Raw genomic sequence first — 24,695 nt, 5'->3', positions numbered from 1 at the left:
ATGGACCGCACCCGTGTCTACGTCGTCGAGGATCAGCCCACCCTCCTCAAGAACCTGGTGAAGGTGCTGGGGACCTTCGAGGAGCTCGAGGTGGTGGGCACCTGCCAGGATGGGGAGCTGGCGGTGGAGGACATCCTCCAGGTCCAGCCGCAGATCGTCCTGCTGGATCTCGAGCTGCCGGGCCTCAACGGCATCCAGGTCACCCAGCGCGTCAAGCGCCGGGCCTCCCACGTGGAGATCCTCATCCTCACGTCCTTCGAGGACGAGCAGAAGGTCTACGAGGCCATCCAGGCGGGGGCCTCGGGCTACCTGGTCAAGCGGGTGGGGCCCGAGAAGATCCGCTCCGCCATCCGCGAGGTGATGGAGGGGGGCACCGTGCTGGAGCCCATCATCGCGCGGCGGTTCTGGAACTACTTCCACTCGCTCCAGGGCAAGCCCGCCGGGAAGCCCGCCAACCCCTGGGGGCTCACCCCCGCCGAGTTCGACGTGCTGAGCTTCGTGGCCAAGGGGCTGTCCAACGCCGAGGTGGGGGAGGTGATGACGCTGGAGCGGCGCACCGTGCGCACCCATCTGTCTCACATCTACCGGAAGATGGGCGTGAACTCCCATGTGGAGGCCGTCGTGCTCGCCTTGAAGGCGGGCGTGGTGGATCTGTAACGCGGGCGTGTATACGGTGCCGGGCATGCCCAAGGCACCTCCCCGGCCCGCCGCCCGCAAGGTGGACGCCGCCCTGCAGTCCCTGCTCACTGTTCACGAGGCCACGCTGTCCAATGGCCTGCGGGTCCGGCTGCTGCCCAACTCGCAGACGCCCGTGGTCAGCCTCTACACCTTCTTCCAGGTCGGCTCGCGCAACGAGCGCCCCGGCATCACCGGCATCAGCCACCTGTTCGAGCACATGATGTTCAACGGGGCGAAGAAGTACGGCCCCAAGCAGTTCGACCGGACGCTGGAGTCCAACGGCGGCCGTTCCAACGCGTACACCTCCAATGACATGACGGTGTACTACGACGACTTCTCCTCGGACGCGCTGGAGACGGTGCTGGACCTGGAGTCGGACCGGATGCGCTCGCTGCGCATCTCCGACAGCTCGCTCGCCAGCGAGCGCGAGGTGGTGAAGGAGGAGCGCCGCGTCCGCGTGGACAACGAAATCACCGGCATGCTCGACGAGGAGCTGGGCACGCTCATCTACAAGGCGCACCCGTACCGCTGGCCCGTCATCGGGTGGATGGCGGACATCGAGAACATCTCCCGCCCCGACTGCGAGGAGTACTTCCGCACCTACTACGCGCCGAACAACGCGGTGCTCTACATCGCCGGCGACATCGACCCGAAGAAGACCCTGGCGCTGGTGCGCCGCTACTACGGGGACATCCCCAAGGGCCCCAAGCCCGCCACCGTGCTGGATGCCGAGCCCGTGCAGAAGGGCGAGCGGCGCGCCCAGGTGCGCCACCCGGCCCAGTCCCCCTCGCTGATGATCGGCTTCCGCGGCCCGCGCGCCTCCGAGGAGGAGACGCTGGTGCTGGACGTCATCCAGTACGCCATGAACAAGGGCGAGGGCAGCCGGCTGGTGAAGTCCCTCATCTACGAGCAGCAGGCGGCCGTGTCGGTGATGTTCGACTGGGGCTGGCGCATCGACCCGGGCACCATCGTCTTCTACCTGGAGCTCAAGCCGGACTCGGATGCCCAGAAGGCCGAGGCGGCGCTGTACGCGGAGCTGGAGCGCGTGGCGCGCGAGGGGCTCACCGAGCGCGAGCTGCAGAAGGCCAAGAACAACCTGCGCGCCGATCAGCTCCGGGAGCTGGCCACCAACACCGGCCGGGCGCACGCGCTCGGCCACTACGAGACGCTGCTGGGCTCGTGGCAGGAGCTGCTCATGCTGCCCTCGCGCTACGCCGCCATCTCCAATGAGCAGGTGAAGGCCGTCGCGGCGAAGTGCTTCGCCCCCGAGCGCCGCTCGGTGGTGACCCTGCTGCCCGAGCCCTCCGCCGCCTGAGCTTGAAAGGATTCCCCATGGCCTTGCGTTCCCAAGCCACCGCCAAGAAGGCGCCGGCTCCCCGTCCCATCAAGCTGCCCGCCGTCACCGAGACCGTCACCTCCAGCGGTTTGAAGGTCCTCACCGCCGAGCGGGGGCCGCTGCCGCTCGTCTCCGTGCGCCTGGTGCTGCGCGCCGGCAGCATCACCGACCCGAAGGACAAGGAGGGGCTCGCCGATTTCACCGTCCGCCTGCTGCGCCGGGGCACGAAGAGCATGAGCGCGGACGAGCTCGACGAGGCGATCGAGTTCGTGGGCGCCAGCCTCTCGGGCGGCGTGAGCGAGGACTTGATGTCGCTCTACGTCACCACCCCCGCCGAGCATTTCCCCGCGATGCTCTCCGTGCTGGGGAAGATCGTCCGGGAGCCCTCCTTCCCCGAGAAGGAGGTGGAGCGGGCCCGGGAGCGCACCCTGGCGCAGTTCGCCAACGACTTGGATGATCCCGAGACCATCGCGGCCCGGGCCTTCAACCGTGCGCTGTGGGGCAACCACCCCTACGGGCATGACGTGGGGGGCAAGGCCGCGCACGTGCGTACCTTCACCCGCGAGGACCTGGTGCGCTTCCACCGCGAGCGCGTGGGCCCCCAGACGGCGCTGCTGGTGGTGGTGGGCGCGGTGAAGCCCGAGGTGGTGGCCGCCGAGGCGGAGAAGGCCTTCGCGGGCTGGGAGCCCGCGGAGCAGGGCACGCCGGTGGAGGTGCCTCCCGTCACGCGCATGGCCCAGGCCGGCAAGGTCATCCTCGTGGACAAGCCGGATCAGACGCAGTCCCAGGTGCGCATTGGCGGCCCGGGGTACCGGCTGGGCCACCCGGACTACTTCGCGGCCACGGCGATGAACATCGCGCTGGGCGGCGGGTTCACCTCCCGGCTCGTGAACGAGATCCGCGTGGAGCGGGGGCTCTCGTATGGCGTGGGCAGCTACTTCGACGCGATGCGCGCGGCCGGCGCCTTCGCCATCTCCACCTTCACCAAGACGGCCTCCACCCGGGAGATCATCGACGTGGCCCTGGCGGAGGTGGCCCAGGTGCGCACCGGGGGGATTACGCCCCGCGAGCTGAAGACGGCGCAGACGTACCTGGGCGGGCTCTACCCGCTGCGCACCGAGACCAACGAGTCCGTGGCCTCCGTCATCGCCGACATCCGGGTGTATGGGCTGGGCGAGGACTGGGTGGAGAAGTTCCGGGAGCGGCTGTACGCGGTGACGGGCAAGCAGGTGAAGGAGGCCGCCGCCAAGTACCTGTTCCCCGAGCCCCCCGTCATCGTGGTGCTGGGGCGGGCCGCCGAGGCGAAGAAGCTCCTCAAGGGGCTGGGCCCCATCAGCGTGGTGCCGGTGTCGGAGTACGCGTGAGCGAAGTGCGCGTGCTCCACGAGGGCGCGGGCCTGCTCGTGGTGGACAAGCCCCCGGGCATGCTCGTCATTCCGGGGCGGGCCGAGGGCGAGTCCTCCCTGCGCGAGGCGCTGGAGGCCCAGCTTCGCCGCAAGGTCTTCGTGGTGCACCGGCTGGACCGGGACACCTCCGGGGTGCTGGTGTTCGCCCTGGACGCGGAGCGGCACCGGGCCCTGTCCGTGGCCTTCGAGGCGGGCCAGGTGCGCAAGCGGTACCTGGCGCTCGTCGAGGGCCGGGTGGAGGCGCCCCGGCTGGTGGATGCGGCGCTGGTGCCCGCGCGCAAGGGCCGCATGCGCCAGGCGCGGCCCGAGGAAGCGGGCAAGCCCTCGCGCACGCGCATTCGCCCCGTGGAGACGTTCGCCCGGGCCTCGCTGGTGGAGGCGGAGCCGCTCACGGGCCGGACGCACCAGATCCGCGTCCACCTGCTGGGCCAGGGGCACCCCCTGCTGGTGGACCACCAGTACGGCCGGGCCGAGCCCCTCACCCAGCGGGAGCTGGGCGGGGAGGGGGACGCGGTGGTGCTGTCGCGCACCCCCCTGCACGCCGCGAGGCTGGAGTGGCCCGCGCTGCCGGGCGTGGAGGCGGGGGCGGTGGAGGCGCCGCTGCCCGAGGACATGGCCCAGGCGTTGACGCTGCTGCGCGGCGCGGGGGCCGACGTCCGCCCGGGCTAGGGATAGTCCAGCACGAACTCGTTGGACTCGGTCCGGCGTCCCTGGCAGTCCACGACGTGGATGATGGCGAAGGTCTCGGGCGGGGCCGAGAGGGTGACGAACTGGGTGAGCTCGCCGTTCTGGAAGGGGGCACTCTCCGCGGGCTGGAGGACGGCCCGGTCGGCACTCAGGTACACCTTTCCCTGGAAGCGCGCGGCATCCGGGCCTTGGGCCCAGATGGAGATGGGGAAGGACTCCCCCGGCGCATGGTCCACCACGTAACCCATGGCGAAGCCGTCGATCTGCAGCGGCGGGGTGACCTCGAAGCCCCCGGGAAGCACCAGCTCCTGCCCATTCGAGAGCAGGGCGCGGACATCCTGCTTGCCCTCCGGGAGGTCCGCGGAGAGGGGCAGGTGGAACCCGTCGGACGCCCATTGCAGGGACGAAGCCTCGAAGCGCTGCGGTCCGATGGAGACTTGCTTCACCGTGACCGCTTCGGCGGAGGACGTCCCGTAGTCCAACGTGAGCGGCGCCACCCCGGTCAGTCCCACCTTCACGTCGATGCACTCGCCCATCGACTTGGTGGCGGGGCTCACGGAGGTGAGGGCCAGGGTGGTGGCCTGGTCCGAGTTGCTGCACGCCCAGAGCAGGGGAAGCACGCAGCACATCCACCCAGGGAGTCTCATGGTTCGTACCTCACGCCCAGCATGACGGCGATTCCCCCCAGCTTGGCATTCAGGTGGGGGGTCCGCACAGGGGCGTGCTCCCACCGGGGTTCCAGGAGCACGCTGAAGTGTCCCCAGCGGTACGCTGCCTGGGCGGACACGAAGGCCATCGTGCCCAGTTTTCCCTCCTCGAAGCCCTCCAGGAAGGTGCTGGAGACGTCATGCTGGAAGGGCAGCAGTCCCCCCCCCGCACGTCCGGCGAGGGAGAAGGCCTCACCGTCCAGCAGCGTCCAGCGCGCGGAGGCCAGCAGCGGGGCCGCGAGTAGCCGCGAGCGCAGCTGCCCCTGGTCCCCGGCCTCCGTGCTCAACGAGGCGCGCCGCACCCCTGCCTCCACCTCCAGGGAGAGCCGCTGGCCCCAGAAGGGCAGGGGGTACGAGAGCCCCAGGGCCACCAGGGGCCCCTGGTTCGCGCCCCCGGCGAAGAAGCCCCCCGCCAGCAGGTGCAGGGCCACCCCCTTGCGGGGGCTGACCGGGGGCGTGGGCGGCTCGGGAGGGGGTTCGGGAGGCGGCGGGAGGGGCTCGGGCGGAGGCGGCTCGGGGGGAGGGGGCGGCTGGCCGATGGGGACTTCGGCCCGGGCCTGGTCCCTGGCCCTGCGGCGCCGGATGTCCACGGAGACGCTCGGCGCTCCCGGCAGCGGCGTCACCCGGTAGAGCCGGTGCGCTCCCGCGGGCGTGGCGGGCTCCACCGTGGCCCCCAGGGGCTTGAGCTCCAGAGCGGAGGCCTCGCCGGTGTCCTCGCCCGCCACCACCAGCCACCCGCCCTCGGGGGGCATGGGCTGGGGCGACAGGAGCGCCACGAGGGGCCGGTGGGGGGGCACCGCCAGGGGCACGGTCCGGGTCTTTTGCAGCGTCCCCCGGGTGGCCAGCACGCGGGCCTCCCTCTCGCCGGGAGGCACCTCGACGGGGATGCGGGCCCGGCCCCGGCGGTCGGCCTGGACGGGGCCGAAGTGCTGGCCGGCGATCTCGATCTCCACCAAGGCGCCGCGATCCGTGGTGATGGGCAGCGTGGTGCGCCCCACCAGGGGAACCCGGATGACGGTGGCCTCGGGGGGCCCCTGGGGCGTGTCCACCCAGAAGGCGAGGAAGGCGGCGAGCGGGTAGCGGATGTCCGGGGGCGTCCACCGGAACGTCCGCGCCGGGCCGCCCGCCACCACCGGCTCGGCGAACGTCCCCGAGGACGCCACCGCGTGCACGGGCCCCGCCCCGGGGGGGACCCGGACCTCCACCTCCACGAGGCGATCCTCTCCCAGCACCACCCGGGTAGGAGAAAAGCTCACCTCTGGCGCCGCCGCAGCGGCCACCGGGGGCAGGAGCAGGAGGGTGAGGAGCAGGAACACAGGGCGCATGTCTTCAGGGCGGCGCGAAAGAGTTCACTGCTCCGGGGAGCCTGAGGTCAATCCTCGGAGGGAGGGGCCTCGGCGGCAGGGGCGTCGTCGGGAGGCGGGGCGGCGTCCTCGTCGCCCGGGGCGATGGGCTTGTCGGAGGGGCCTGCCTTCCGGGCGCTGGGCGGGCTGAAGGCGGGGCGCTCGGCGGCCGAGCCGCCGCGGCCGTGCACCAGCGTCTTCGTCTCGGACTTGAAGACGATGTCCACCTTGTCTCCGCGGACCACCGTCACCAGGCCCAGCCCGAAGGTGGGGTGCTGAATCACCTGATCCAGCCGGTACGTGTCCTTGGGGCTGTACTTCGGTGCGTTGGCGATGTCCTTGCCGGCCAGTTGCTCCTCGAAGGAGATGACGACCTTCTCGGCTTTCTCCGCCCGGGAAGAGGAAGACCGGGAGGCGGAGGAAGACGAGCTGCTGCGTGCCGCCGGCGTGGGACGATCCGTGGTGCCCGGAGCGCTGCGGTAGGCGTGATCTCCGCCGCAGGTGTTGCAGCGCACCCGGACGATCTTTGTGCCCACCATCGCCAGGATGGTGTGCGCCAGGGTGAGCTTGCAGCGGGTACAAAGAGCATCGACCTCGCCGCCGACCTTATGAGTTGCCATCGTGTGGAGCCCTGCTTCGGGCCTGGGGCCCGCATCATGAAAAAGGGGGCGCGCAACATAACGATCTGCCCCGAGAGGTACAACCGCCACGCACCACGGCCCTTGTGCCCCCGCTTCGGACACGTAGAGTAGGCCCCACCCAACATGGCCACCGAGAACGCGGACAAGGCGCCCAAGGAGCCTCACTTCCTGACCCAGGCCGTCGAGAATTTCGGCAAGGGGACCATTTCCGTCGTCAGCGATGTGGGGGGCGTGGCCCACCTGGGCTTCCAGGTGCTGCGCTGGACCTTCAAGCGCCCCTTCCGCCCGCACATCTTCTTCTCCCAGCTGGACTTCGTGGGGGTGGGCTCCATCTTCATCGTGGCGCTCACCGGGCTGTTCACCGGCATGGTGTTCGCCCAGCAGGTGTCCACCGCCTTTGCCCTCTTCGACGCCGAGAGCCTGGTGGGCCCCACGGTGGCCCTCACCCTCAGCCGCGAGCTGGCCCCGGTGTTCTCCGCGCTCATGGTGACCATGCGCGCCGGCTCCTCCATGTGCACGGAGCTGGGCACCATGCGCGTCACCGAGCAGGTGGACGCCCTGGAGACCATGGCCGTCAACCCCGTGCAGTACCTGCTGGTGCCCCGCGTGCTCTCGGGCCTCATCATGGGGCCGGTGCTCACCATGCTCTTCTTCACCTCGGGCATGAGCGGGGCCTACATGATTTCCGTCTTCGTCCAGGGCACCTCGGCCGGGACCTTCCTCTCGCGCACCCAGCAGTGGATGGAGCCCCTGGACCTGTACGAGGGCACGCTCAAGGGGGCCATCTTCGGCCTCACCGTCACGCTCATCTGCTGCTACAAGGGCTACAACGCCTCGGGCGGCGCCAAGGGCGTGGGCCAGGCGACCACCGAGGCCATGGTCTCCAGCGCGCTCTCCATCTTCATCCTCGATTTCATCATCGGGGTGCTCCTCCGCACATGACCGCCGCCTCCCGTCCCCCCCGCGTCACCTCCACGCGGCCGATGATCCAGGTCGTCGAGCTGCACAAGACGTTCGGCGAGTACAAGGTGCTCACCGGCATCAACGTCACCGTGCCAGAGGGCAGCACCTGCGTCATCCTCGGGGGCTCCGGCTCCGGCAAGACGGTGCTGATGAAGCACATGATCGGCCTGCTCAAGCCCGACAGCGGCCAGGTCATCATCGACGGGGAGGACATCGTCCCCCTGGGCGAGGAGCGCCTGGAGGTCGTCCGGCGCAAGTTCGGCATGGTGTTCCAGGCCGCGGCGCTCTTCGACTCGATGAACGTCTACGACAACGTCGCCTTCCCGCTCCGGGAGCACCGCAAGCAGCTGTCCGAGGAGCAGATCCGCACGCTCGTCCGCTCGAAGCTGGACCTGATGGGCCTGCCGCGCACGGCCGAGGCCAAGTTCCCGGCGGACCTGTCCGGCGGCATGCGCAAGCGCGTGGGCCTGGCGCGCGCCATCGTGATGGATCCGAAGATCGTCCTCTACGACGAGCCCACCACGGGGTTGGATCCCATCACCACCGACTACGTGGACGAGATGATCCTCGCGGCCCAGCGCGAGCTGCGCGTCACCAGCGTCGTCATCAGCCACGACATCGCCTCGGCGTTCAACGTGGCCGACTACATCGCCTTCCTCTCCAAGGGCGTCATCGTGGAGTTCGGCCCGCCGGAGCAGCTGCGCACCTCGCAGAACGAGGCGGTCAAGGTGTTCCTCCAAACCTGGTTCGGGAAGAACTAGGCGGGAGACGGGAAATGCTGGCGCGCAAGCCCCAAATGGCTAGAGTCCCCGCGGCCGGAAGCTTTTGGAGTCAACTCAGGTGAAGAAGCTCGTCACGCCGTTCCGCGTCGGACTGCTGGTCATCGCTGCCGGAGCATTCTTCCTGGCGTTCTTTCTGTTCTCGCAGAAGGGCAACCTGAGCGACGACGAGTCCGTTGCCGTGTGGGCCTACTTCCGGGATGCCTCGGGCCTGAGCCCCAAGAGCCGCGTGCAGATCGCCGGCATCCCCGTGGGCATCATCAGCAACATCTCCCTGGAGGGCACGCGCGCCAAGGTGTTCCTGCGCATCCAGAAGGGCGTGGACATGCGCCAGGATGCCGTCATCACCAAGCGCTCCGAGTCGCTCCTGGGCGACTTCCTCCTGGACCTGAACCCCGGCACCGAGCAGGCGCCGGCCCTGGAGCCCGGGGGGCAGATCCGCCGCGTCATCGACTCGCAGGGCATGGAGGCCGTGTTCGAGTCGCTGGGGCAGATCACCGCGGACATCCAGCAGGTGACCGGGGCGCTGCGCGAGGTGCTCGGCGGTGAGCGCGGCACGGGCTCGCTCCAGCGCATCGTGGAGAACACCGTCAAGCTGTCGGACGCAGTGAACGTGATGGTGCAGACCAACGGCGAGCGGCTCAACGCCATCCTCATCAACTTCGAGGGTGTGTCCGCGGACGTGCGCGGGCTGACGCGCGAGAACCAGGCCGAGGTGACGCGCATCGTCAACAACATCGAGTACATCACCAAGGATGTGCGGGAGGTGCTCGGCAGCGTGAAGAAGATCGTCGGCACCAACGAGGAGGGGCTCCAGGAGGGCGTGGGCAGCCTCAAGGACTCGCTCGCGAAGCTCGACCGCACCCTGGGCAACCTGGAGAGCATCACCACCACGGTGCGCGAGGGCGAGGGCGTGGTGGGCACGCTGCTCCAGGACCGGCAGCTGGGGCAGAAGCTCACCGAGACGGTGGAGGACGTGGCCGACTACGCCAGCCGCCTCACCGGCCTGCAGACGGAGGTGGGCGTGCAGTCCACCTACCTCATGACGCAGGGGCGCTCGAAGAACACCGTCTCGCTGCGGCTCATCCCCAAGCCGGACAAGTACTACCTGCTGGAGATCATCGACGACCCGCGCGGCATGGTGGAGGTCCGCGTGGTGCAGAACAACCCGCCGGACTCGGGCCAGCCCGTCACGCAGACGCAGAAGATCACCAAGGAGACCTTCAAGATCTCCGCCCAGCTCGCCAAGCGCTACTACTTCACCACGCTGCGCTTTGGCCTCATCGAGTCCACGGGCGGCGTGGGCGCGGACCTGCACTTCCTGAAGGACGCGCTGGAGCTGAAGCTGGACGCCTTCAACTTCTCCGCCGAGGAGCTGCGCTACCCGCGGATCCGCGCCACCCTGCGCGCCCAGGCGTTCGATCACCTCTTCGTGACGGTGGGCATGGACGACATCCTCAATGCCCAGCAGCGCGACACGGCCACCAACCGGCTCATCGCCGGACGGGACTTCTTCTTCGGCGGCGGCCTCTTCTTCACCGACGACGACCTCAAGGCGCTCATCACCTCCGTGCCTACCCCCTAGGCAAGCGGCTTGACCGCGGGGCCCCGAACGTCGTACCCCGTCGTGGCACGGGGCTTGCCCTGAGCGCCGTGCCGAGAGTCTTCAAACCCAGGCACTCCCAGGAAGCACCATGTCTCTGCTTGTCGTCGGTTCGGTGGCGCTGGATTCAGTGGAAACCCCCTTCGGTATCAAGGAGGAGGTTCTTGGCGGTTCGGCCACGTTCTTCTCGACCGCGGCCTCCTTCTTCAATCCGGTGCAGCTGGTGGCCGTGGTGGGCGAGGACTTCCCGGAAGCCCACGTGGAGTTCCTGCGCTCGCGCAACGTGGACTTGAGCGGCCTGGTCCGGGAGAAGGGGCGCACCTTCCGCTGGAAGGGCAAGTACGGCTGGCAGCTCAACGAGGCCCAGACGCTGGACACCCAGCTCAACGTCTTCCAGAGCTTCTCGCCCAAGCTGCCCGAGGCCTACCGGAACACCCCCTACGTGTTCCTGGGCAACATCCACCCCCAGCTCCAGGGCCAGGTGCTCGACCAGGTGAAGGCGCCCAAGCTGGTGGCCGCCGACACGATGAACCTGTGGATCCAGAACACCCGCGCGGAGCTGCTCGAGACGCTCAAGCGCGTGAACCTGCTGTTCGTGAACGACGGTGAGGCGCGCCAGCTCACCGGCGAGCACAACGTGGTGAAGGCCGCCCGCGCCATCCTCGGCATGGGCCCCTCCACCGTCGTCATCAAGCGCGGCGAGTACGGCGCGCTGCTTTTCGAGAAGGGGCACATGTTCGCCTGCCCGGCCTTCCCCCTGGAGGACGTGTTCGACCCGACCGGGGCGGGGGACACCTTCGCCGGCGGCTTCATGGGCATGGTGGCCACCGCTGGAACGCTCGACCGGGACGTGCTGTGCCGCGCCATGGTCATGGGCAGCGTCATGGCCTCCTTCAACGTCGAGCGCTTCAGCCTGGACCGGCTGAGGGACCTGCAGACGCCTGAACTTTATGCCCGCTTCAATGAGTTCAAGCGCCTGACCCACTTCGACGAGTTCCCCCTGAAAGCCTAGGGTACCCGGGGAAAGCGCGAATTCACTGGCTTGACCGGGGAGGAGGTGGGCTTTACTGTGCGTTCCTGCTGTTATTTTCCAGGCTCTTGGAAGAGACTGAGCGCACTGGGGGGTCTACCGTGGAGGAGTGTGGGGAGATGGAGAACCGAAAGTACGCCCGGGTCACCTCCCGGATGCGATGCTGGTGCAGGGCGGAGGACGTCACGCTCTACTCACGGGTGGGCAACGTGAGCGAGGGCGGGCTGTTCATGCGCACCAGCACCCCGCTGCAGACGGGCGCGCGGGCCGCGGTCCGGTTAGGAAGCGGAGAGAAGGATGGGGCGGAGTTCCAGGCGATGGCGAAGGTCGTCTGGGCCCGTCAGAATGGTCAGTCCCGGCCTCCGGGCATGGGACTGCAGTTTGACGCGCTGGATGACGCAGCGCGAGAGCAGCTCAGGCGGATCATCTCCCACGACATGGCGGCCAGCACCGGGGCGTGAGCCGCCCGGACGTTGCCCTCCATCGAGGCTTGCATGCGGATCGCGGTCATCTCCGACATTCACTCCAACATCGAGGCGCTCACGGAGGTGCTGCGGACCGCGGACCATCACAAGGTGGACCGGCTCGTGTCGCTGGGGGACATCGTCGGCTATGGCGCCTCGCCCAACGAGTGCTGCGAGCTGGTGCGCTCGGTCACCGAGGTGACGCTGCTGGGCAACCATGACGCGGCGGTGGCCGGCCGCATGGACTACTCGTACTACTACGACGCGGCCCGGCACGCCCTGGACTGGTCCGCCAACGTGCTGCGCGAGGACAACCACACCTGGCTGCGGAGCCTGCCGTACACCTACCGGATTGGCGAGGTGGGCTTCAGCCATGGCTCGCCCGTGGAGCCCAAGGCGTACGAGTACATCTTCGCGCTGGAGCAGGCGCGGGAGCTGACGCCGTTCGTGTCGGAGCTGCCGGAAGTCACCTTCATCGGCCACAGCCACCTGTGCAAGGCGTTCGCCATCGGCAACGGCGAGGTGAATGACGTGGTGGCCCAGAAGTTCGGCATCCGGCGGGGCTACAAGTACATCATCTCGGTGGGCAGCGTGGGGCAGCCGCGGGACTACGACAACCGGGCCTGCTTCGTCATCTGCGACACGGACGCGCGCACGGTGGAGTACCTGCGCGTGGAGTACGACATCGAGACGGCGGCGCAGAAGATCTTCGATGCGGATCTCGCGCTGAACTTCGGCAAGCGGCTCTTCCTGGGCGTCTAAACTGGCATATAACCGCCCCCGTGCGGACCCCCAGCCTGACGCCCCTGAACCGGCCCCTGAGGGGCCTTGTGTCCACCCTGTTGCTCGTGCTGTCGCCCGTGGCGTGCCGCGAAGCCGCGAAGCCCTCGGCGGAGTACGAGCAGGCCCACCAGCGCTTCAGCAAGCTCTACGCGCAGCAGCTCGACCGGGCCTACCTCGATCCGCAGATGACGGAAATCGAGGCTCAGCTTGAGGGCGTGCCGTCCGAGAGCCTGGATGCGCAGTCGGCGCGCGAGCTGCTCCAGCGCATCCGCGACGGGCGCAAGCGCATGGAGTCCTCCCAGGAGGACACGGAGGCCGCCGTCGCCTCGGCGCGCCAGTTCGATGACTTCCCGTCCTCTCCCCGGGAGGACACGCCGGCGCCGCCGCCCCCCGCCGCCCCGGCCCCCGTGGATGCGGGCACCCCGGACGCAGGGCCCCAGCAAGGCCCCGTGGAGGGCTCCCCGGCCTCGGCGCTGGGGTCTGGCTACCAGGGCTGCTTCCGGCGGGGCGAGACCATCAGCGTCACCGGCCGCGGGATGCGCGAGTCCTGGGAGCTGGCGGACCGGTTCTCGTGCAGGCAGGCATACCCCCGGTTCGCCAATCAACTGGTGCTCGTCGAAGACGGCCGGGTGCTCTCGGTGTTAGCCAAGAGCTTGATGCGCCTTGTTCCCACGGGGCCTGACGGCGGGCCGGCCGCGCCCGACGCGGGCCAGTAACCCCCCGCCCGTCCTTCTGGACGGCCACCCTTACGAGACACCCGCATTCCCATGAATGAACAGCACTTCATGAAGTTGATGCACCTGTTGCCCAAGTCCGCCCTCTCCGCGGCGGTGGGGCTGGCCACGCGCCTGCCCGCGCCCGCGCCGGTGCACCGGGCGGCGATGAAGGCCTTCGCCAAGGCGTACAACGTGGACATGGAGGAGGCGGAGCACTCGTTCGAGCGCTACTCCACCTTCGCGGAGTTCTTCACCCGGGGGCTCAAGCCGGGCCTGCGGCCGGTGGACAGCGGGGAGAAGGTGGTGGTCTCCCCGGTGGACGCGCGCGTGTCCCAGGTGGGTTACTCGGACCACGGGCGGTGCCTGCAGGCCAAGGGCATCGAGTACACGGTGGACGAGCTGCTCGGGGACAAGGCGGCCGCCGCGCCGTTCCATGGCGGGGCCTGGACGACGCTCTACCTGTCGCCCCGGGACTACCACCGCATCCACGCGCCGCTGGGCGGCACCATCACCGGCTACGCGTACATCCCGGGCGAGTTCTGGCCGGTCAACCCCGCGTCGGTGAAGAACAAGCAGTCGCTGTTCTGCGTGAACGAGCGGCTCGTCACCTACCTGGACACCGTGGCCGGCAAGTGCGCGGTGGTGAAGGTGGGCGCCACGTGCGTGTCGCGCATCAAGGCCGCCTATGACGAGGTGCTCACGCACACCGGCAAGCCGGGCAAGGTGCACCGCTATGGCGCCGCCCTGCCGGTGGAGAAGGGCGGGGAGCTGGGCCGCTTCGAGATGGGCTCCACCGTCATCCTGCTGTTCGAGCCCAAGCGGGTGAAGTGGGACGACAGCCTTCAGCCCGAGACGGTGGTCCGTCTGGGCAAGCGCATCGGGGAGATCGTGTGAGTCAGAAGCTCAGCGGTGTGAAGGGGATGAATGATCTTCTGCCCGGCGAGCTGGCCGGGGAGATGGCGCCCATCGAGACGTGGCAGTTCGTGGAGCGCTCGGTGCACGAGGTGTTCACCCGCTTCGGGTACGGGGAGATCCGCACGCCCATGGTGGAGGACACCGCGCTCTTCGTGCGCAGCGTGGGCGAGGAGACGGACATCGTCGGCAAGGAGATGTACACCTTCGAGGACAAGGCCCAGCGCAGCCTGTCCCTGCGCCCCGAGGGCACGGCCCCCGCGGCGCGCGCCTACATCGAGCACTCGGTGTCCAACCAGGAGCCGGTGACGCGCTGGTACTACACGGGCCCCATGTTCCGCTACGAGCGGATGAAGACGGGCCGCTACCGCCAGTTCTTCCAGATCGGCGCCGAGGCGTACGGCTCGCGCGAGGCGGCGCAGGACGTCGAGCTGATGGACATGGTGGTGCAGCTCCTGGAGGTGCTGGGGCTCAAGGACATCTCGCTCAACCTCAACTCCCTGGGGGACGAGGCGTGCCGGCCCGCCTATCAGAAGAAGCTGGTGGAGCACCTGATGGCGCACCGCGAGGAGCTGTGCGGCGACTGCCAGCGGCGGCTGGAGCACAACCCCATGCGGGTGCTCGACTGCAAGAACGACAAGTGCCAGGCCGTGGCGCGCGGGGCGCCGGACATCCTCCAGTTCCTGTGCGAGCCCTGCAAGGCGCACTTCGCGGACGTGCGCCGCAAGCTGGACGCGCTGAAGGTGCGCTACGTCATCAACCCGCAGCTGGTGCGTGGGCTGGACTACTACACGCGCACGGCCTTCGAGTTCATCGCCTCGCACCCGGCGCTGGGCACCGCCAGCACGGTGGGCGGGGGCGGGCGGTATGACAAGCTGCTCAAGGCCCTGGGCGGGCCGGACGTGCCCGCGGTGGGCTTCGCCCTGGGGCTGGACCGGCTCACGCTGCTCTTGCGCGAGGGCGGCCAGCGCTTCAGCGCGCCTCCGGACCTGTTCATCGCCGTGGCGGACGAGGGCTCGCAGGACGAGGCCTTCACCCTGGTAAGCCTCCTGCGCCGCGAGGGGCTGAAGGTGGAGTTCGACACGCGCGGCGGCAGCCTCAAGAGCCAGATGAAGCGCGCGGACAAGACGCGTGCCCGGTTCGCCCTGGTGCTGGGCGAGGCGGAGCGCCAGTCGGGCCGGGCTCAGCTCAAGCCCATGGCGGGCGGCGAGCCCCTCGCCGTCGCCCTGACGGACATTGCCCAGACGGTGCGGGCCGCCCCGCCTTCCCAGGGCTGACAGTTTCCCCGGCCCCGGAGAGGGATTGCGCGGTTCCTTTCCGGCGGCCACCTGTCATACGCTCCAGGGCGTAGGCTCGACTGTCTGCTGTTGGGGGGGGAAACCTGGCGCCACCAGGTGGCGGCGTTCCGGGACCGGTACCAGATCATCTTGTTGGACCATGTGGGCTGCGGCCGGTCCGACTTCAATGCCTACAGCGCCGGCCGCTACAGCAACATCCGCCGCTACGCGGAGGATCTGCTGGAGATCTGCGAAGGGCTGGATGTGAGGGATGGCATCCTGGTGGGCCACTCCGTCAGCGGTATGGCGGGCCTGCTGGCCGCCATCGCGGACCGGTACCTGAACGACGGGGACTACGTGGGCGGCTTCGAGCAGCCGCAGCTCGATGCGCTCTATGCCGCCATGTCGGCGAACTTCTACAGCTGGGCCATGGGGTTCGCGCCGCTGGCGATGAACACCCCGGACATGCCCGAGCTGTCCAACGAGTTTGCCCGGATCCTGTCCTCCATGCGCCCGGACATCGCGCTGTCCACCGCGCGCGTCATCTTCGAGTCCGACTGCCGGGCGTCGCTTCCGTTGCTGAAGACACCCACCCTCATCCTCCAATCCGGCCAGGACATCGCCGTGGCGGACGAGGTGGGGCGCTACATGGCCCAGCACATCCCGAACGCGCAGCTGACGCGCATCGATGCGCGCGGCCACCTGCCGCACTTGAGTGCTCCGGCGCTGGTGAACGAGGCGATGGAACAGTTCATTGATCCGGGGGAGCACCGGAAGCGGGCCCAGGGCCCCTTGGCCTCCGAGAGCCACCACGAGCAGCGGACTGGCTGACACATCGCCGTTCAGCCTCTCGACAGCGGAGGGGTGTCTTGTTTGGTGAGGCGGGGGGGACAGTCCATGCGGCAAGAGCCAGGTTCTGGATGGCCCGTTGGGCCCCTCCGGGCCGGGACGGGGCCCCGGGGCCGCGAGAACCTTGCCCCGCTGCCGGGTTGACGTTCAGATGCCCCCATGCAGACAGCCCCCTCGCGCCCCCTCACCCGTCAGGATGCCCGGACCCTCGCCCTGGCGGCGCTGGGCGGCGCGCTGGAGTTCTACGACTTCATCATCTTCGTGTTCTTCACCTCGGTGATTGGCCAGCTGTTCTTTCCCCCCAGCACCCCGGACTGGCTGCGGCAGCTCCAGGCCTTCGGGTTGTTCGCGGCCGGCTACCTGGCGCGCCCCCTGGGCGGCATCGTGATGGCGCACTTCGGGGACCGCACGGGCCGCAAGCGCATGTTCTCGCTGAGCGTCTTCCTCATGGCGCTGCCCACGCTGCTCATCGGCCTGATGCCCACCTACGCCACGGCCGGGTATGCGGCGCCGCTGGTGCTGCTGGTGCTGCGCATGCTCCAGGGCGCCGCGGTGGGCGGCGAGGTGCCCGGCGCGTGGGTGTTCGTCGCCGAGCACGTGCCGGACCGGCGCATTGGCTTCGCGTGCGGCACGCTCACCTCCGGCCTCACGTTCGGCATCCTCCTGGGCTCGCTGGTGGCCACGGCGATCAACACCGTGTACAGCCCCGAGGAGGTGCTGGCCATCGGGTGGCGGTGGCCCTTCCTGGTGGGCGGCCTCTTCGGCTTCTTCTCCGTGTTCCTGCGGCGCTGGCTGGCCGAGACGCCGGTGTTCGAGGAGATGCGCCAGCGCAAGGCCCTGGTGCAGGAGCTGCCCCTCAAGGCCGTGCTGCGCGGCCATGGCGCCGCGGTGGCCGTGTCGATGCTCGTCTCCTGGGTGCTCACCGCCGCCATCGTGGTGATGATCCTGATGACGCCCACGCTGATGCAGAAGCTCTACGCCATCCCCGCCGCCCGCACCCTGGAGGCCAACAGCCTGGCCACCCTGAGCCTCACGCTGGGGTGCATCTGCTTCGGCCTCGCCACGGACCGGTTCGGGGCGGGGTGGATGCTGGGGCTGGGCTGTCTGCTCCTCATGGGCGCCTCGTACCTGCTCTACCTGGGGGTGGCTCGGGCGCCGGAGCACCTGGCCGGGCTGTACGCGGTGACGGGCTTCTGCGTGGGCGTGGTGGGCGTGGTGCCCACGGTGATGGTGCGCGCCTTTCCCGCCGCGGTGCGCTTCTCCGGGCTCTCGTTCTCCTACAACGTGGCCTATGCCGTGTTCGGGGGCCTGACGCCGCTGGTGGTGACGCTGCTCGTGAAGGACACGCCCCTGGCCCCCGTACACTACGTGGCGGGGGTGTGTTGTGTGGGGCTTGCGGTGGCCGTCTACCTGCTCACGGCGGGCCGCTCGCGCCTCTCGGGGATGCGCTCCCCGGGGTGAGGCCCCTCAGGCCCTCTTGCGGCCACTGATGCTGGCGCCCGCGTCGGCCGGCAGGCGCCGGTAGATGGGGCCCGCCAGCGCCGACACCAGCCCCACGGCGAGGAAGGGCAGGAGGAAGCGCTCCGGCGTCAGCGGCCCCTCGGTGCTCCCCCGGGCCACGTGCAGCATCAGGCCGCCGAAGCTGATGCCCAGGCTCAGGCCCACCTGCTGGGCCACCACGGACAGGGTGGAGGCGTTGCTGATGGCCCCCGGGGGCAGCTCCGCGTACGCCACGGTGTTGGTCGCCGTGAACTGCATGGACCGGGTGAAGCCGGCCACCGCCAGCAGGCCGATGATGAGGGGCACCGGCGTCGAGTGCCGGAAGAACGCGGGGGCCGCCGTCAGCACCGCGGTGGCGAGGTTGGAGACGATGAGCACCCGCCGGAAGCCGAACCGGCGGATCATCCCCGGCGCCACGGGCTTGCACGCCAGGGCCCCCACGGTGGTGCCGATGGTCACCAGGCCCGCCTCGAAGGGGGTCCACCCCAGCGCCACCTGGAACAGCAGCGGGAGCAGGAAGGGCGTCGCGCCCAGCCCCAGCCGCAGCACGGTGCCGCCCAAGAGGCTGGCCCGGAAGGTGAGGAAGCGCACCAGGCCCAGGTTCATCACGGGCCGCTCCGTCCTCCGCCAGTGCCGCAGGTAGAGCCCCGTGGCCCCCAGTGCGGTGAGGCCCAGCCCCACCTGCGCGGCCACCGGGATGAGGTCCATGCCCGCCGTCTCCGCCAGACCGATCCACGAGGTGATGGCCACGGCCGTGAGGGCAAAGCCCTTGCCATCGAAGGGGCCCGGGTCGGGCGGGTGCAGGGGCGGCACGAAGCGCAGCACCGCCGCCATGCCCAGCAGCCCCACCGGCACGTTGATGAAGAAGATCCACGGCCAGCTGGCCACGCCCAGGATGAAGCCCGCCAGGGGCGGGCCCACCAGGGGCCCCACGAGCGCGGGCATGGTGAACCAGCTCATCGCCGAGACGAGCCGCTCGCGGGGCGCGGAGCCCACGACGATGAGCCGTCCCACCGGCGTCATCATCGCGCCGCCCAGGCCCTGGAGGGTGCGGAAGACGACGAGCTGGGCGAGCGACTGGGCGAAGCCACAGAGCACCGAGCCCACCAGGAAGACGCTCATGGCGAGCATGAACACGCGCCGGGGCCCGTACTTGTCGGCGGCCCAGCCGCTCGCGGGGGCCATCACGGCCAGCGCCAGGATGTAGGACGTGAGGGCCAGCTTCAGGTGCACCGGATCCGTGTGGAACGCGGTGGAGAGCGTGGGCAGGGCGGTGGACAGGGCCGTGGAGTCGATGAACTCCATGAACAGCGCGCTGGCCACGGCGATGGATGCCAGCTGGGGGCCGCGCCCCGAGGGACCGGGGGGCGCGGCGGGGTCGGGGCGGGAGTCAGCAGGGGCCTCGGTCACGCAGGCCCTTATGCTCCCGCCCCGGGACAGCTGTCACGCGGGGTGTCCCGGGGGCTACGGCGCCCAGGGGGCGACTACATTCCAGCTAACATCCGTGTTGAAGGAGGAGTTGCCGTTCCAGCCGCCGCCGCTGCCGTCCGCGATCCACACCTCGGAGGTGAAGTGGCGCAGGTAGCGGCCCGGGTAGTTGACGGCCTCCAGCGAGACGCCGGTGCCGCCCAGTCCCGGCTGCGCGCAGAAGGTGGCGTCCTGGTCGAACAGCGCCGAGCCATCCCGGGCGTTCTTGCGCAGGCGGTCGCTGGCGTGGCGCAGGTAGTGGCCGGGGAAGTTCCGGGACTCGAACGAGTAGCAGCTCGTGTCCGCCAGGCCGGGCACCGTCCGGAACGTGGCGTCCTGCTTGAGCGTCGCGCTGCTGCCGCCGTCCACCACCTCGGTGTAGGCCAGGTCCGCGGAGTGGCGCAGGTAGCGGTTGGTGAGGCCCGCGTTCGTCACCTGGAGCGAGTGGTACGTGTTCACCGCCAGGTCCACGCCGCTCTTCCACCACGGCGCGGCCAGGGCCCACGTGGCGTCCTGCCGGAAGCCGGGGGTGTCCGTGAACGCCTCCACCCACACCTCCGCGGCGCGGTGGCGCAGGTAGGCGCCGGGCTTGTTCTTGGACTCCAGGGAGATGTTGCCCGAGCCGTCCAGCGCGTTGCGGCCGCAGAAGGTGGCGTCCTGGGCGAAGGTGGACGAGCCGTCGTTCGCGTCCCGGCGGGTGCGGGAGTTGAAGTGGCGCAGGTAGCTGCCGGGGTAGTTGCGCGACTCGAACGAGTAGCACGCCGCATCCGCCAGGCCCCGGACGATCTTGAAGGTCGCGTCCTTCTTGGTCAGCCCGTCGGTGGCGCCGGTGATGGCCGCGGTGAAGCCCAGCGAATCGAGGTGGCGCAGGTACCGGTCGGTGAAGCCCGGCGTCACCACCTGGAAGGAGCGGAACTGGTTGAGGGGCAAGGGGCCCTGGCTGTTGAGCTGCCGGGAGGCGGCGATGAGGCTGTCGTGGGCCGCGCGCACCTGGGCCACGTTCGGCTTCATGATGACCCGGTCATAGGTCAGCATGCCGTTGATCTCGTTCTCCACGTCGGTGATTTCCGTGTACACCGCCGCGCTCAGGCCGGGGTTGACCATGAGCTGCTGGCTGCGCTGCATGAGCCCCACGTAGCGGTGGGTCAGCGCCGTGGCGTCGCTCATCATCTCGTAGCCGAAGCCGTTGCCGGGGCTCCACTCGTGGCTGGCCACCCGCAGGCCCAGGCCGCCGAACTCGCCCAGCACCGCGGCGCGCGAGGCCGAGGGCACCGGCGAGGAGGGCCCCACGTACGTGTGCCAGTCGGCCACGTCCCCGTTGCCGCCGTCCACCGCACCGCAGCAGTTGATGCCGCTCATGTTATCCACGAGCCGCGAGGGATCCCACCCCTTCACGAGGGTGGCGAGCCGGGCCTGGTCGTACTGGCCCCAGCCCTCGTTCTGCACCACCCACATGATGACGGAGGTGGCGCTGCGGTGCTCGTCGATCATCTCGCGCATCTCGGACTCGAACTGGGCCTTGCCCGCCGCCGAGGGCGTCCGCTCCATGGAGGGCATGTCCTGCCACACGAGGATGCCCAGCTTGTCGGCCCAGTAGAACCAGCGCTGCGGCTCCACCTTGATGTGCTTGCGCAGCAGGTTGTAGCCGAGGTCCTTGTGCTTCTGGATGTCGAACTTCAGCGCCTCGTCCGTGGGCGCGGTGAAGATGCCGTCCGGCCAGTAGCCCTGGTCCAGCGTGCCCATCTGGAAGACGAACTGGCCGTTGAGCACCGGCCGCAGCGCGCCGCCCACGAGCTTCAGGCCCACCGAGCGCATGCCGAAGTAGCTGGTGGCCTGGTCCACGGTGGTGGTGCCGCTCTTGAGCGCCACGCGCAAGTCATAGAGGAAGGGGCTCTCGGGTGACCAGAGCTTGGGGTTGGGCACGGGCAGGCGCAGCTCGGTGCCCACGTTGCCGGTGATGCGGCCCACCTGGGTGGTGCCGTCGAACGCGGTCAGCTCCACCGTGTGGCCGCTGATGCCCGCGCCCTGCACGGTGATTTTGAGGGCCTGGCCGGCCACGTCCGGCGTCATGTCCAGGCGCGTGACGCGCGCCGCGGGGGTCGGCTCCAGCCACACCGTCTGCCAGATGCCCGAGGCGGGCGTGTACCAGATGCCGCCCGGGTTCAGGCGCTGCTTGCCCACGGGCTGCTCGCCCGCGCTGGTCGGATCATACACGCCGACGATCAGCTCGTTGGCGGCGCCCGCCTTGAGCCGGTCGGTGATGTCGAAGCTGAACGCGTCGAACCCGCCCTTGTGGGAGCCGACGTTCTGGCCGTTGACGTAGACGGTGGCCTCCCAGTCCACCGCGCCGAAGTGCAGCTGCACGCGCCGGCCGCTCCAGCCCGCAGGGATGGTGAAGGTGCGGCGGTACCACATGCGGTCCTGGTGGCGCTGGATGCCCGAGAGCGCTGACTCGATGGGGAAGGGCACCAGCACGCTCTCCGGGAGCGTCTGGTTGAACGGGGGCGCCTGGCCCGCGCTGGCGTTGGCGAACTGCCACTCGCCGTTGAGGTTCTGCCAGTCGGTGCGCACCAGCTGCGGGCGCGGGTACTCGGGCAGGGCGTTGGTGGGGGACACCTGGGCCGTCCACGGCGTGGACAGCGGCGGCGTCTTGCGGATCCAGGCGGCCTCCGCGCTCGCGGGCGGGATGAGCCCCCACAGCAGGGGAAGCAGCAGCAGCGCCTTGCGGCCGCGCCGGGAGGAAGGGGGGGATGCGTGCATGGGTTCTCCTAGGGAATGCGGCCACGGAGCATTCACCAGGTGATACTGTTAGTCCTAGTTTTCTTGAGTTGCTGCGCTGCGCCATGGGGCGAGTGCTCCGCTGGCGACAGGCGGGGCGCGGTGGTAGGTGCCTTTGCCGTGGAGCCACCTGTCCCGTGAAGCCGCTGCTCACCGTGATCGCGGGGCCCACCGCCTCGGGCAAGACGGCGCTGGCCGTGGAGCTGGCCCGGCGCGCGGGCGGCGAAATCGTCAGCGCGGACTCGCAGCAGGTGTACCGCCACTTCGACATTGGCACGGCCAAGCCCTCCCCGGAGGAGCTGGCCGCCGTGCCGCACCACCTGCTCTCGGTGGTGGAGCCCCAGGAGACATTCTCGGCGGCGGAGTACCAGCGGCTGGCGGACGTGGCCATCGCGGAGATTGCCTCCCGGGGCCGGCCGGTGTTCGTCGTGGGCGGCACGGGCCTCTACCTGCGCGTCCTCCTCCACGGGGTGGTGGAGGCGCCCGGGGCGGACCCCGCGCTCCGGGCCACCCTGGAGGCGCTGGCCGCCGCGGAGGGCCGGGAGGCCGTTCACCGGAGGCTCGCCGAGGTGGACCCGGAGACGGCCGCGAAGCTGCCCGTGAATGATCTCGTCCGGATCATCCGCGCGCTGGAGATCCACTCCCGCACGGGCGTGCCCGCCTCCGTCTGGCGCCGGGAGCACGCCTTCACGCAGGACCGGTACCCCTTCCGGCTCTTCGTCCTGGAGCCGCCGCGCGAGGCGCTCTACCGCGCCATCCACGCGCGCACCGAGGCCATGTTCGCCCGGGGGCTCATTGAGGAGACCCAGGCGCTGCTGGCCCGGGGGTACGCGGACGCGGCGCCCATGCGCAGCGTGGGCTACGTGCAGGCGCGCGCCGTGGCCGAGGGGCGGATGAGCCGCGAGGAGGCCCTCCAGGACACCGCCCAGGAGACGCGCCGGTATGCCAAGCGGCAGCTCACGTGGTTCCGGAAGGAACCCGGCGCGGTGCACGTGTCCCCTCCGTATGATGTGACGGCCTGGGAGCGCTGAGCCGCCGCGTGCTCAGGAGGCGGCGTAGCGGTCCGGCTCGAGCGCCGCGGACACGTCCGCCGGGCGAAGCGCCGGGCGGGGCGCGTCCAGGGTCTCGCCCAGGAGCGCCTGCATGAGCTGCCGGGGCTCCACGGGCTTGGGCAGGAAGGTCTCCGCGCCCGCGTCGAGCGCGCCCTGGCGCACGTGGGGGCGGTCCAGGCCGCTCATGACGATGACGCGCGTGTTCCGGGTGAGCGGGTGTTTCTTGAGCCCCTCGCACAGCCGCAGGCCGTCCACCCAGTGCAGCACCACATCCAGCAGGATGGCCGTGGGAGGCCGACGCGCCACCGCGCAGAACAGCGCCAGCTCGTCCGCGAAGGCCACCACCGTGGCGCCCGTGGACTCCAGGAGCTGCGTCATCGCCTCGCGGGCGTCCGGATCGTCATCCACCACGTAATAGAGGTCCGGCTCCAGCGAGGGCATGGCCGTGGGCACCGGCTCCACCGTGGTGCGCAGCCACGAGCCCACCACCTCGCGCAGGCCCGCCCAGCGTGCCGAGGCCAGCAGGGCCAGCGGGGTGGGGGCCGCCAGGCCGAGCACGCCCCCACTGTAGACGCCGCCCACGGCCCCGCGCTTGCGGGCGGCCAGGAAGGCCTCGGGTGCCCGGCGTCCGGCCCGCCGCAGCCAGGCCACGGAGCGGGCGCCCGCCGCCGCATCCTCCATCATCTCCGAAAGCCCGTTGCGGACGTACCGGCGCTCCAGCGCGGCGGGGGTGAGCCCACCATCCAGCAGGCCCACGGCGGCGCGGCTGCACGTCGCCAGCGTCTCGGACAGGCCGATCTGCAGCGGGTGCCCCACGGCGGCCGGGCCCACGGCGAGCTGCCCGGGGGCCACCAGCGTGCGGCCGGGCCCGAAGGGCAGGCGCGTCGTTTCCAGGGCGGAGAGTTCGAAGCCCTCCTCCAGGAGCCCATCGCGCGCGGCCATCATCAACGCCTGGCACAGGTCCGCCGGGGTCACCAGCGGGCCGAACGCGAGCACATACACCGAGTGGGCGCTGGGCAGCAGGAACAGCCCATCAATGGTGGGCAGGGGCGAGAGCCAGAGCCGCGCCAGCGGGGCAAGGCTCAGCCGGGAGGCGCTCTGGCGCACCCGGGCGTGGACCGCGGCGACGGTGGGCGCGGGCTGGAACCCGGGGAAGAAGTTCTCCGCAAGCGCGGAGCCCGTGCCGGTGGCAAGCGCCACCGCGTGGAAGCGCTCGCCGCTGCCCTGCGCGCGCACCACCAGGGGGCCACTGTTGCGCACCGGGGTGGGGGCATCCGGCGAGGGCGGCTGGTGCTCCACCCGGTCGACGCGGCGGGAGATGAAGCGGGCGCCTTGCGCTGTCGCGGCGGTGGTGAGCGCCTCGCGCACCACGCTCATGCCACCCGGCCCATGGGGCCAGTTGTCCACCACCCACAGGCCTCCGGCCGGAGCGGGGAGCAGCTCGCGGCGGCCGTCGGAAATCACCTCCACGCCCCGGAGCTCGTGCACGCGCCAGTCCAGGGGCACGCGGCAGCCCAGCGCGGCCAGGCGGGAGCGGCACTCGGGGGTCAGCACCACGGGCGGGGGCACGCTGTCCGGCTCGCCCTGCGCGTACACGCGCACCTCCAGCGAGACGCCCCGTGCCCGGCCATTGAACATGAGCGAGGCGGCCAGGCCCGCGCCAGCGATCCCTCCTCCCACGACCGCCACCCTCGAACCGCTGACCAGCCTGTCTCCGCTCATCCG

At 70.1% G+C, this 24,695-nt stretch carries 22 protein-coding genes; 16 read left to right on the top strand and 6 right to left on the bottom strand.

The genetic code is table 11. The annotated features are described in order from the left end of the window. The 4 genes from KY661_RS05585 to KY661_RS05570 are packed head-to-tail and all read left to right on the top strand — an operon-like array spanning position 1 to position 4,088. On the top strand, positions 1–657 hold the full coding sequence (locus KY661_RS05585) for a response regulator (protein WP_177241333.1): 657 nt from the start codon (positions 1–3) through the stop codon (positions 655–657). A gap of 25 nt (positions 658–682) precedes the next feature. Beyond that, positions 683–1,993 carry a M16 family metallopeptidase gene (locus tag KY661_RS05580; protein ID WP_225409223.1) on the top strand — a complete coding sequence of 437 codons (1,311 nt, stop codon included), beginning with the start codon at positions 683–685 and terminating at the stop codon, positions 1,991–1,993. 17 nt (positions 1,994–2,010) lie between these two features. After that, the gene (locus KY661_RS05575) at positions 2,011–3,378 is read left to right on the top strand and encodes a M16 family metallopeptidase (protein ID WP_225409222.1); all 1,368 of its coding nucleotides are present in this window, start codon (positions 2,011–2,013) and stop codon (positions 3,376–3,378) included. Next, entirely contained in the window at positions 3,375–4,088 is a 714-nt protein-coding gene (locus KY661_RS05570; RefSeq protein WP_225409221.1) for an RluA family pseudouridine synthase, read from the top strand. Before KY661_RS05575 ends, KY661_RS05570 begins: the two co-directional genes overlap by 4 nt. Here KY661_RS05570 and KY661_RS05565 read toward each other — a convergent pair. From KY661_RS05565 to KY661_RS05555, 3 genes are read right to left on the bottom strand one after another with little or no spacing between them, the layout of a single operon-like run. Then, positions 4,085–4,735, bottom strand: coding sequence for a hypothetical protein (locus KY661_RS05565; protein WP_225409484.1), 651 nt, complete (start codon positions 4,733–4,735; stop codon positions 4,085–4,087). The genes KY661_RS05570 and KY661_RS05565 overlap by 4 nt on opposite strands. 14 nt (positions 4,736–4,749) lie before the next feature. After that, positions 4,750–6,138 carry a hypothetical protein gene (locus KY661_RS05560; RefSeq protein WP_225409220.1) on the bottom strand — a complete coding sequence of 463 codons (1,389 nt, stop codon included), beginning with the start codon at positions 6,136–6,138 and terminating at the stop codon, positions 4,750–4,752. A gap of 47 nt (positions 6,139–6,185) precedes the next feature. Then, on the bottom strand, positions 6,186–6,776 hold the full coding sequence (locus KY661_RS05555; RefSeq protein ID WP_225409219.1) for a hypothetical protein: 591 nt from the start codon (positions 6,774–6,776) through the stop codon (positions 6,186–6,188). Positions 6,777–6,920: 144 nt separating this feature from the next. On the opposite strand from KY661_RS05555, the gene KY661_RS05550 reads away from it, so the two are divergent. The 11 genes from KY661_RS05550 to KY661_RS05500 all read left to right on the top strand — a co-directional run bounded on the left by KY661_RS05550 (position 6,921) and on the right by KY661_RS05500 (position 17,634). Then, positions 6,921–7,739 (top strand): MlaE family ABC transporter permease, encoded by an 819-nt coding sequence (locus tag KY661_RS05550; RefSeq protein WP_225409218.1) that lies wholly within the window; start codon positions 6,921–6,923, stop codon positions 7,737–7,739. A gap of 41 nt (positions 7,740–7,780) precedes the next feature. After that, on the top strand, positions 7,781–8,521 hold the full coding sequence (locus KY661_RS05545; protein WP_225409483.1) for an ABC transporter ATP-binding protein: 741 nt from the start codon (positions 7,781–7,783) through the stop codon (positions 8,519–8,521). Between the two features lie 79 nt (positions 8,522–8,600). Continuing rightward, positions 8,601–10,124, top strand: a complete 1,524-nt coding sequence (locus tag KY661_RS05540; protein WP_075005534.1) for an MlaD family protein — start codon at positions 8,601–8,603, stop codon at positions 10,122–10,124. A gap of 109 nt (positions 10,125–10,233) precedes the next feature. Continuing rightward, the gene (locus tag KY661_RS05535) at positions 10,234–11,154 is read left to right on the top strand and encodes a PfkB family carbohydrate kinase (RefSeq protein ID WP_225409217.1); all 921 of its coding nucleotides are present in this window, start codon (positions 10,234–10,236) and stop codon (positions 11,152–11,154) included. A 137-nt stretch (positions 11,155–11,291) separates the two neighbouring features. Beyond that, the gene (locus KY661_RS05530; protein WP_225409216.1) at positions 11,292–11,633 is read left to right on the top strand and encodes a TIGR02266 family protein; all 342 of its coding nucleotides are present in this window, start codon (positions 11,292–11,294) and stop codon (positions 11,631–11,633) included. Positions 11,634–11,666: 33 nt separating this feature from the next. Beyond that, positions 11,667–12,398, top strand: a complete 732-nt coding sequence (locus KY661_RS05525) for a metallophosphoesterase family protein (RefSeq protein WP_075005532.1) — start codon at positions 11,667–11,669, stop codon at positions 12,396–12,398. A 68-nt stretch (positions 12,399–12,466) separates the two neighbouring features. Continuing rightward, complete coding sequence (locus KY661_RS05520) at positions 12,467–13,135, top strand: hypothetical protein (RefSeq protein ID WP_317987218.1); 669 nt, start codon at positions 12,467–12,469, stop codon at positions 13,133–13,135. A gap of 51 nt (positions 13,136–13,186) precedes the next feature. Next, positions 13,187–14,029, top strand: coding sequence for an archaetidylserine decarboxylase (asd, locus tag KY661_RS05515; protein ID WP_075005530.1), 843 nt, complete (start codon positions 13,187–13,189; stop codon positions 14,027–14,029). 26 nt (positions 14,030–14,055) lie between these two features. Further along, positions 14,056–15,324 carry a histidine--tRNA ligase gene (gene hisS / locus KY661_RS05510; RefSeq protein ID WP_225409482.1) on the top strand — a complete coding sequence of 423 codons (1,269 nt, stop codon included), beginning with the start codon at positions 14,056–14,058 and terminating at the stop codon, positions 15,322–15,324. A 90-nt stretch (positions 15,325–15,414) separates the two neighbouring features. Further along, positions 15,415–16,155: an alpha/beta fold hydrolase gene (locus KY661_RS05505; RefSeq protein WP_225409214.1), complete on the top strand. Its 741-nt coding sequence runs from the start codon at positions 15,415–15,417 to the stop codon at positions 16,153–16,155. Positions 16,156–16,332: 177 nt separating this feature from the next. Then, the gene (locus tag KY661_RS05500) at positions 16,333–17,634 is read left to right on the top strand and encodes an MFS transporter (protein ID WP_225409213.1); all 1,302 of its coding nucleotides are present in this window, start codon (positions 16,333–16,335) and stop codon (positions 17,632–17,634) included. Between the two features lie 6 nt (positions 17,635–17,640). Here KY661_RS05500 and KY661_RS05495 read toward each other — a convergent pair whose 3' ends face one another. Together KY661_RS05495 and KY661_RS05490 are read right to left on the bottom strand one after the other, a co-directional pair. Further along, positions 17,641–18,978 carry an MFS transporter gene (locus KY661_RS05495; RefSeq protein ID WP_225409481.1) on the bottom strand — a complete coding sequence of 446 codons (1,338 nt, stop codon included), beginning with the start codon at positions 18,976–18,978 and terminating at the stop codon, positions 17,641–17,643. Between the two features lie 159 nt (positions 18,979–19,137). Beyond that, positions 19,138–21,900 carry an AbfB domain-containing protein gene (locus tag KY661_RS05490; RefSeq protein ID WP_225409212.1) on the bottom strand — a complete coding sequence of 921 codons (2,763 nt, stop codon included), beginning with the start codon at positions 21,898–21,900 and terminating at the stop codon, positions 19,138–19,140. Between the two features lie 155 nt (positions 21,901–22,055). On the opposite strand from KY661_RS05490, the gene miaA reads away from it, so the two are divergent. After that, a complete protein-coding gene (gene miaA, locus KY661_RS05485; RefSeq protein WP_225409211.1) occupies positions 22,056–22,949 on the top strand; it encodes a tRNA (adenosine(37)-N6)-dimethylallyltransferase MiaA in 894 nt (297 codons plus the stop codon). Positions 22,950–22,961: 12 nt separating this feature from the next. On the opposite strand, the gene KY661_RS05480 is transcribed toward miaA, so the two are convergent. Then, positions 22,962–24,692 (bottom strand): response regulator, encoded by a 1,731-nt coding sequence (locus KY661_RS05480; protein WP_225409210.1) that lies wholly within the window; start codon positions 24,690–24,692, stop codon positions 22,962–22,964. Positions 24,693–24,695: the final 3 nt, after the last annotated feature.

This window comes from Allostigmatella hybrida, assembly GCF_020103775.1.
Classification (GTDB): domain Bacteria; phylum Myxococcota; class Myxococcia; order Myxococcales; family Myxococcaceae; genus Hyalangium; species Hyalangium aurantiaca.
The sequence above is the reverse complement of the archived record's forward strand: the minus strand, read 5'-3'. Positions and strand labels throughout refer to the sequence as shown.

What these genes read in the sequence shown, in the direction of transcription:
- KY661_RS05585 (WP_177241333.1), top strand. Translation starts at nt 1, where the DNA reads ATGGACCGCACCCGTGTCTACGTCGTCGAGGATCAGCCCACCCTCCTC.
- KY661_RS05580 (WP_225409223.1), top strand. Translation starts at nt 683, where the DNA reads ATGCCCAAGGCACCTCCCCGGCCCGCCGCCCGCAAGGTGGACGCCGCC.
- KY661_RS05575 (WP_225409222.1), top strand. Translation starts at nt 2,011, where the DNA reads ATGGCCTTGCGTTCCCAAGCCACCGCCAAGAAGGCGCCGGCTCCCCGT.
- KY661_RS05565 (WP_225409484.1), bottom strand. Translation starts at nt 4,735, where the DNA reads ATGTGCTGCGTGCTTCCCCTGCTCTGGGCGTGCAGCAACTCGGACCAG.
- KY661_RS05560 (WP_225409220.1), bottom strand. Translation starts at nt 6,138, where the DNA reads ATGCGCCCTGTGTTCCTGCTCCTCACCCTCCTGCTCCTGCCCCCGGTG.
- KY661_RS05555 (WP_225409219.1), bottom strand. Translation starts at nt 6,776, where the DNA reads ATGGCAACTCATAAGGTCGGCGGCGAGGTCGATGCTCTTTGTACCCGC.
- KY661_RS05550 (WP_225409218.1), top strand. Translation starts at nt 6,921, where the DNA reads ATGGCCACCGAGAACGCGGACAAGGCGCCCAAGGAGCCTCACTTCCTG.
- KY661_RS05545 (WP_225409483.1), top strand. Translation starts at nt 7,781, where the DNA reads ATGATCCAGGTCGTCGAGCTGCACAAGACGTTCGGCGAGTACAAGGTG.
- KY661_RS05535 (WP_225409217.1), top strand. Translation starts at nt 10,234, where the DNA reads ATGTCTCTGCTTGTCGTCGGTTCGGTGGCGCTGGATTCAGTGGAAACC.
- KY661_RS05530 (WP_225409216.1), top strand. Translation starts at nt 11,292, where the DNA reads ATGGAGAACCGAAAGTACGCCCGGGTCACCTCCCGGATGCGATGCTGG.
- KY661_RS05525 (WP_075005532.1), top strand. Translation starts at nt 11,667, where the DNA reads ATGCGGATCGCGGTCATCTCCGACATTCACTCCAACATCGAGGCGCTC.
- asd (WP_075005530.1), top strand. Translation starts at nt 13,187, where the DNA reads ATGAATGAACAGCACTTCATGAAGTTGATGCACCTGTTGCCCAAGTCC.
- hisS (WP_225409482.1), top strand. Translation starts at nt 14,056, where the DNA reads ATGAATGATCTTCTGCCCGGCGAGCTGGCCGGGGAGATGGCGCCCATC.
- KY661_RS05500 (WP_225409213.1), top strand. Translation starts at nt 16,333, where the DNA reads ATGCAGACAGCCCCCTCGCGCCCCCTCACCCGTCAGGATGCCCGGACC.
- KY661_RS05495 (WP_225409481.1), bottom strand. Translation starts at nt 18,978, where the DNA reads ATGGAGTTCATCGACTCCACGGCCCTGTCCACCGCCCTGCCCACGCTC.
- KY661_RS05490 (WP_225409212.1), bottom strand. Translation starts at nt 21,900, where the DNA reads ATGCACGCATCCCCCCCTTCCTCCCGGCGCGGCCGCAAGGCGCTGCTG.
- KY661_RS05480 (WP_225409210.1), bottom strand. Translation starts at nt 24,692, where the DNA reads ATGAGCGGAGACAGGCTGGTCAGCGGTTCGAGGGTGGCGGTCGTGGGA.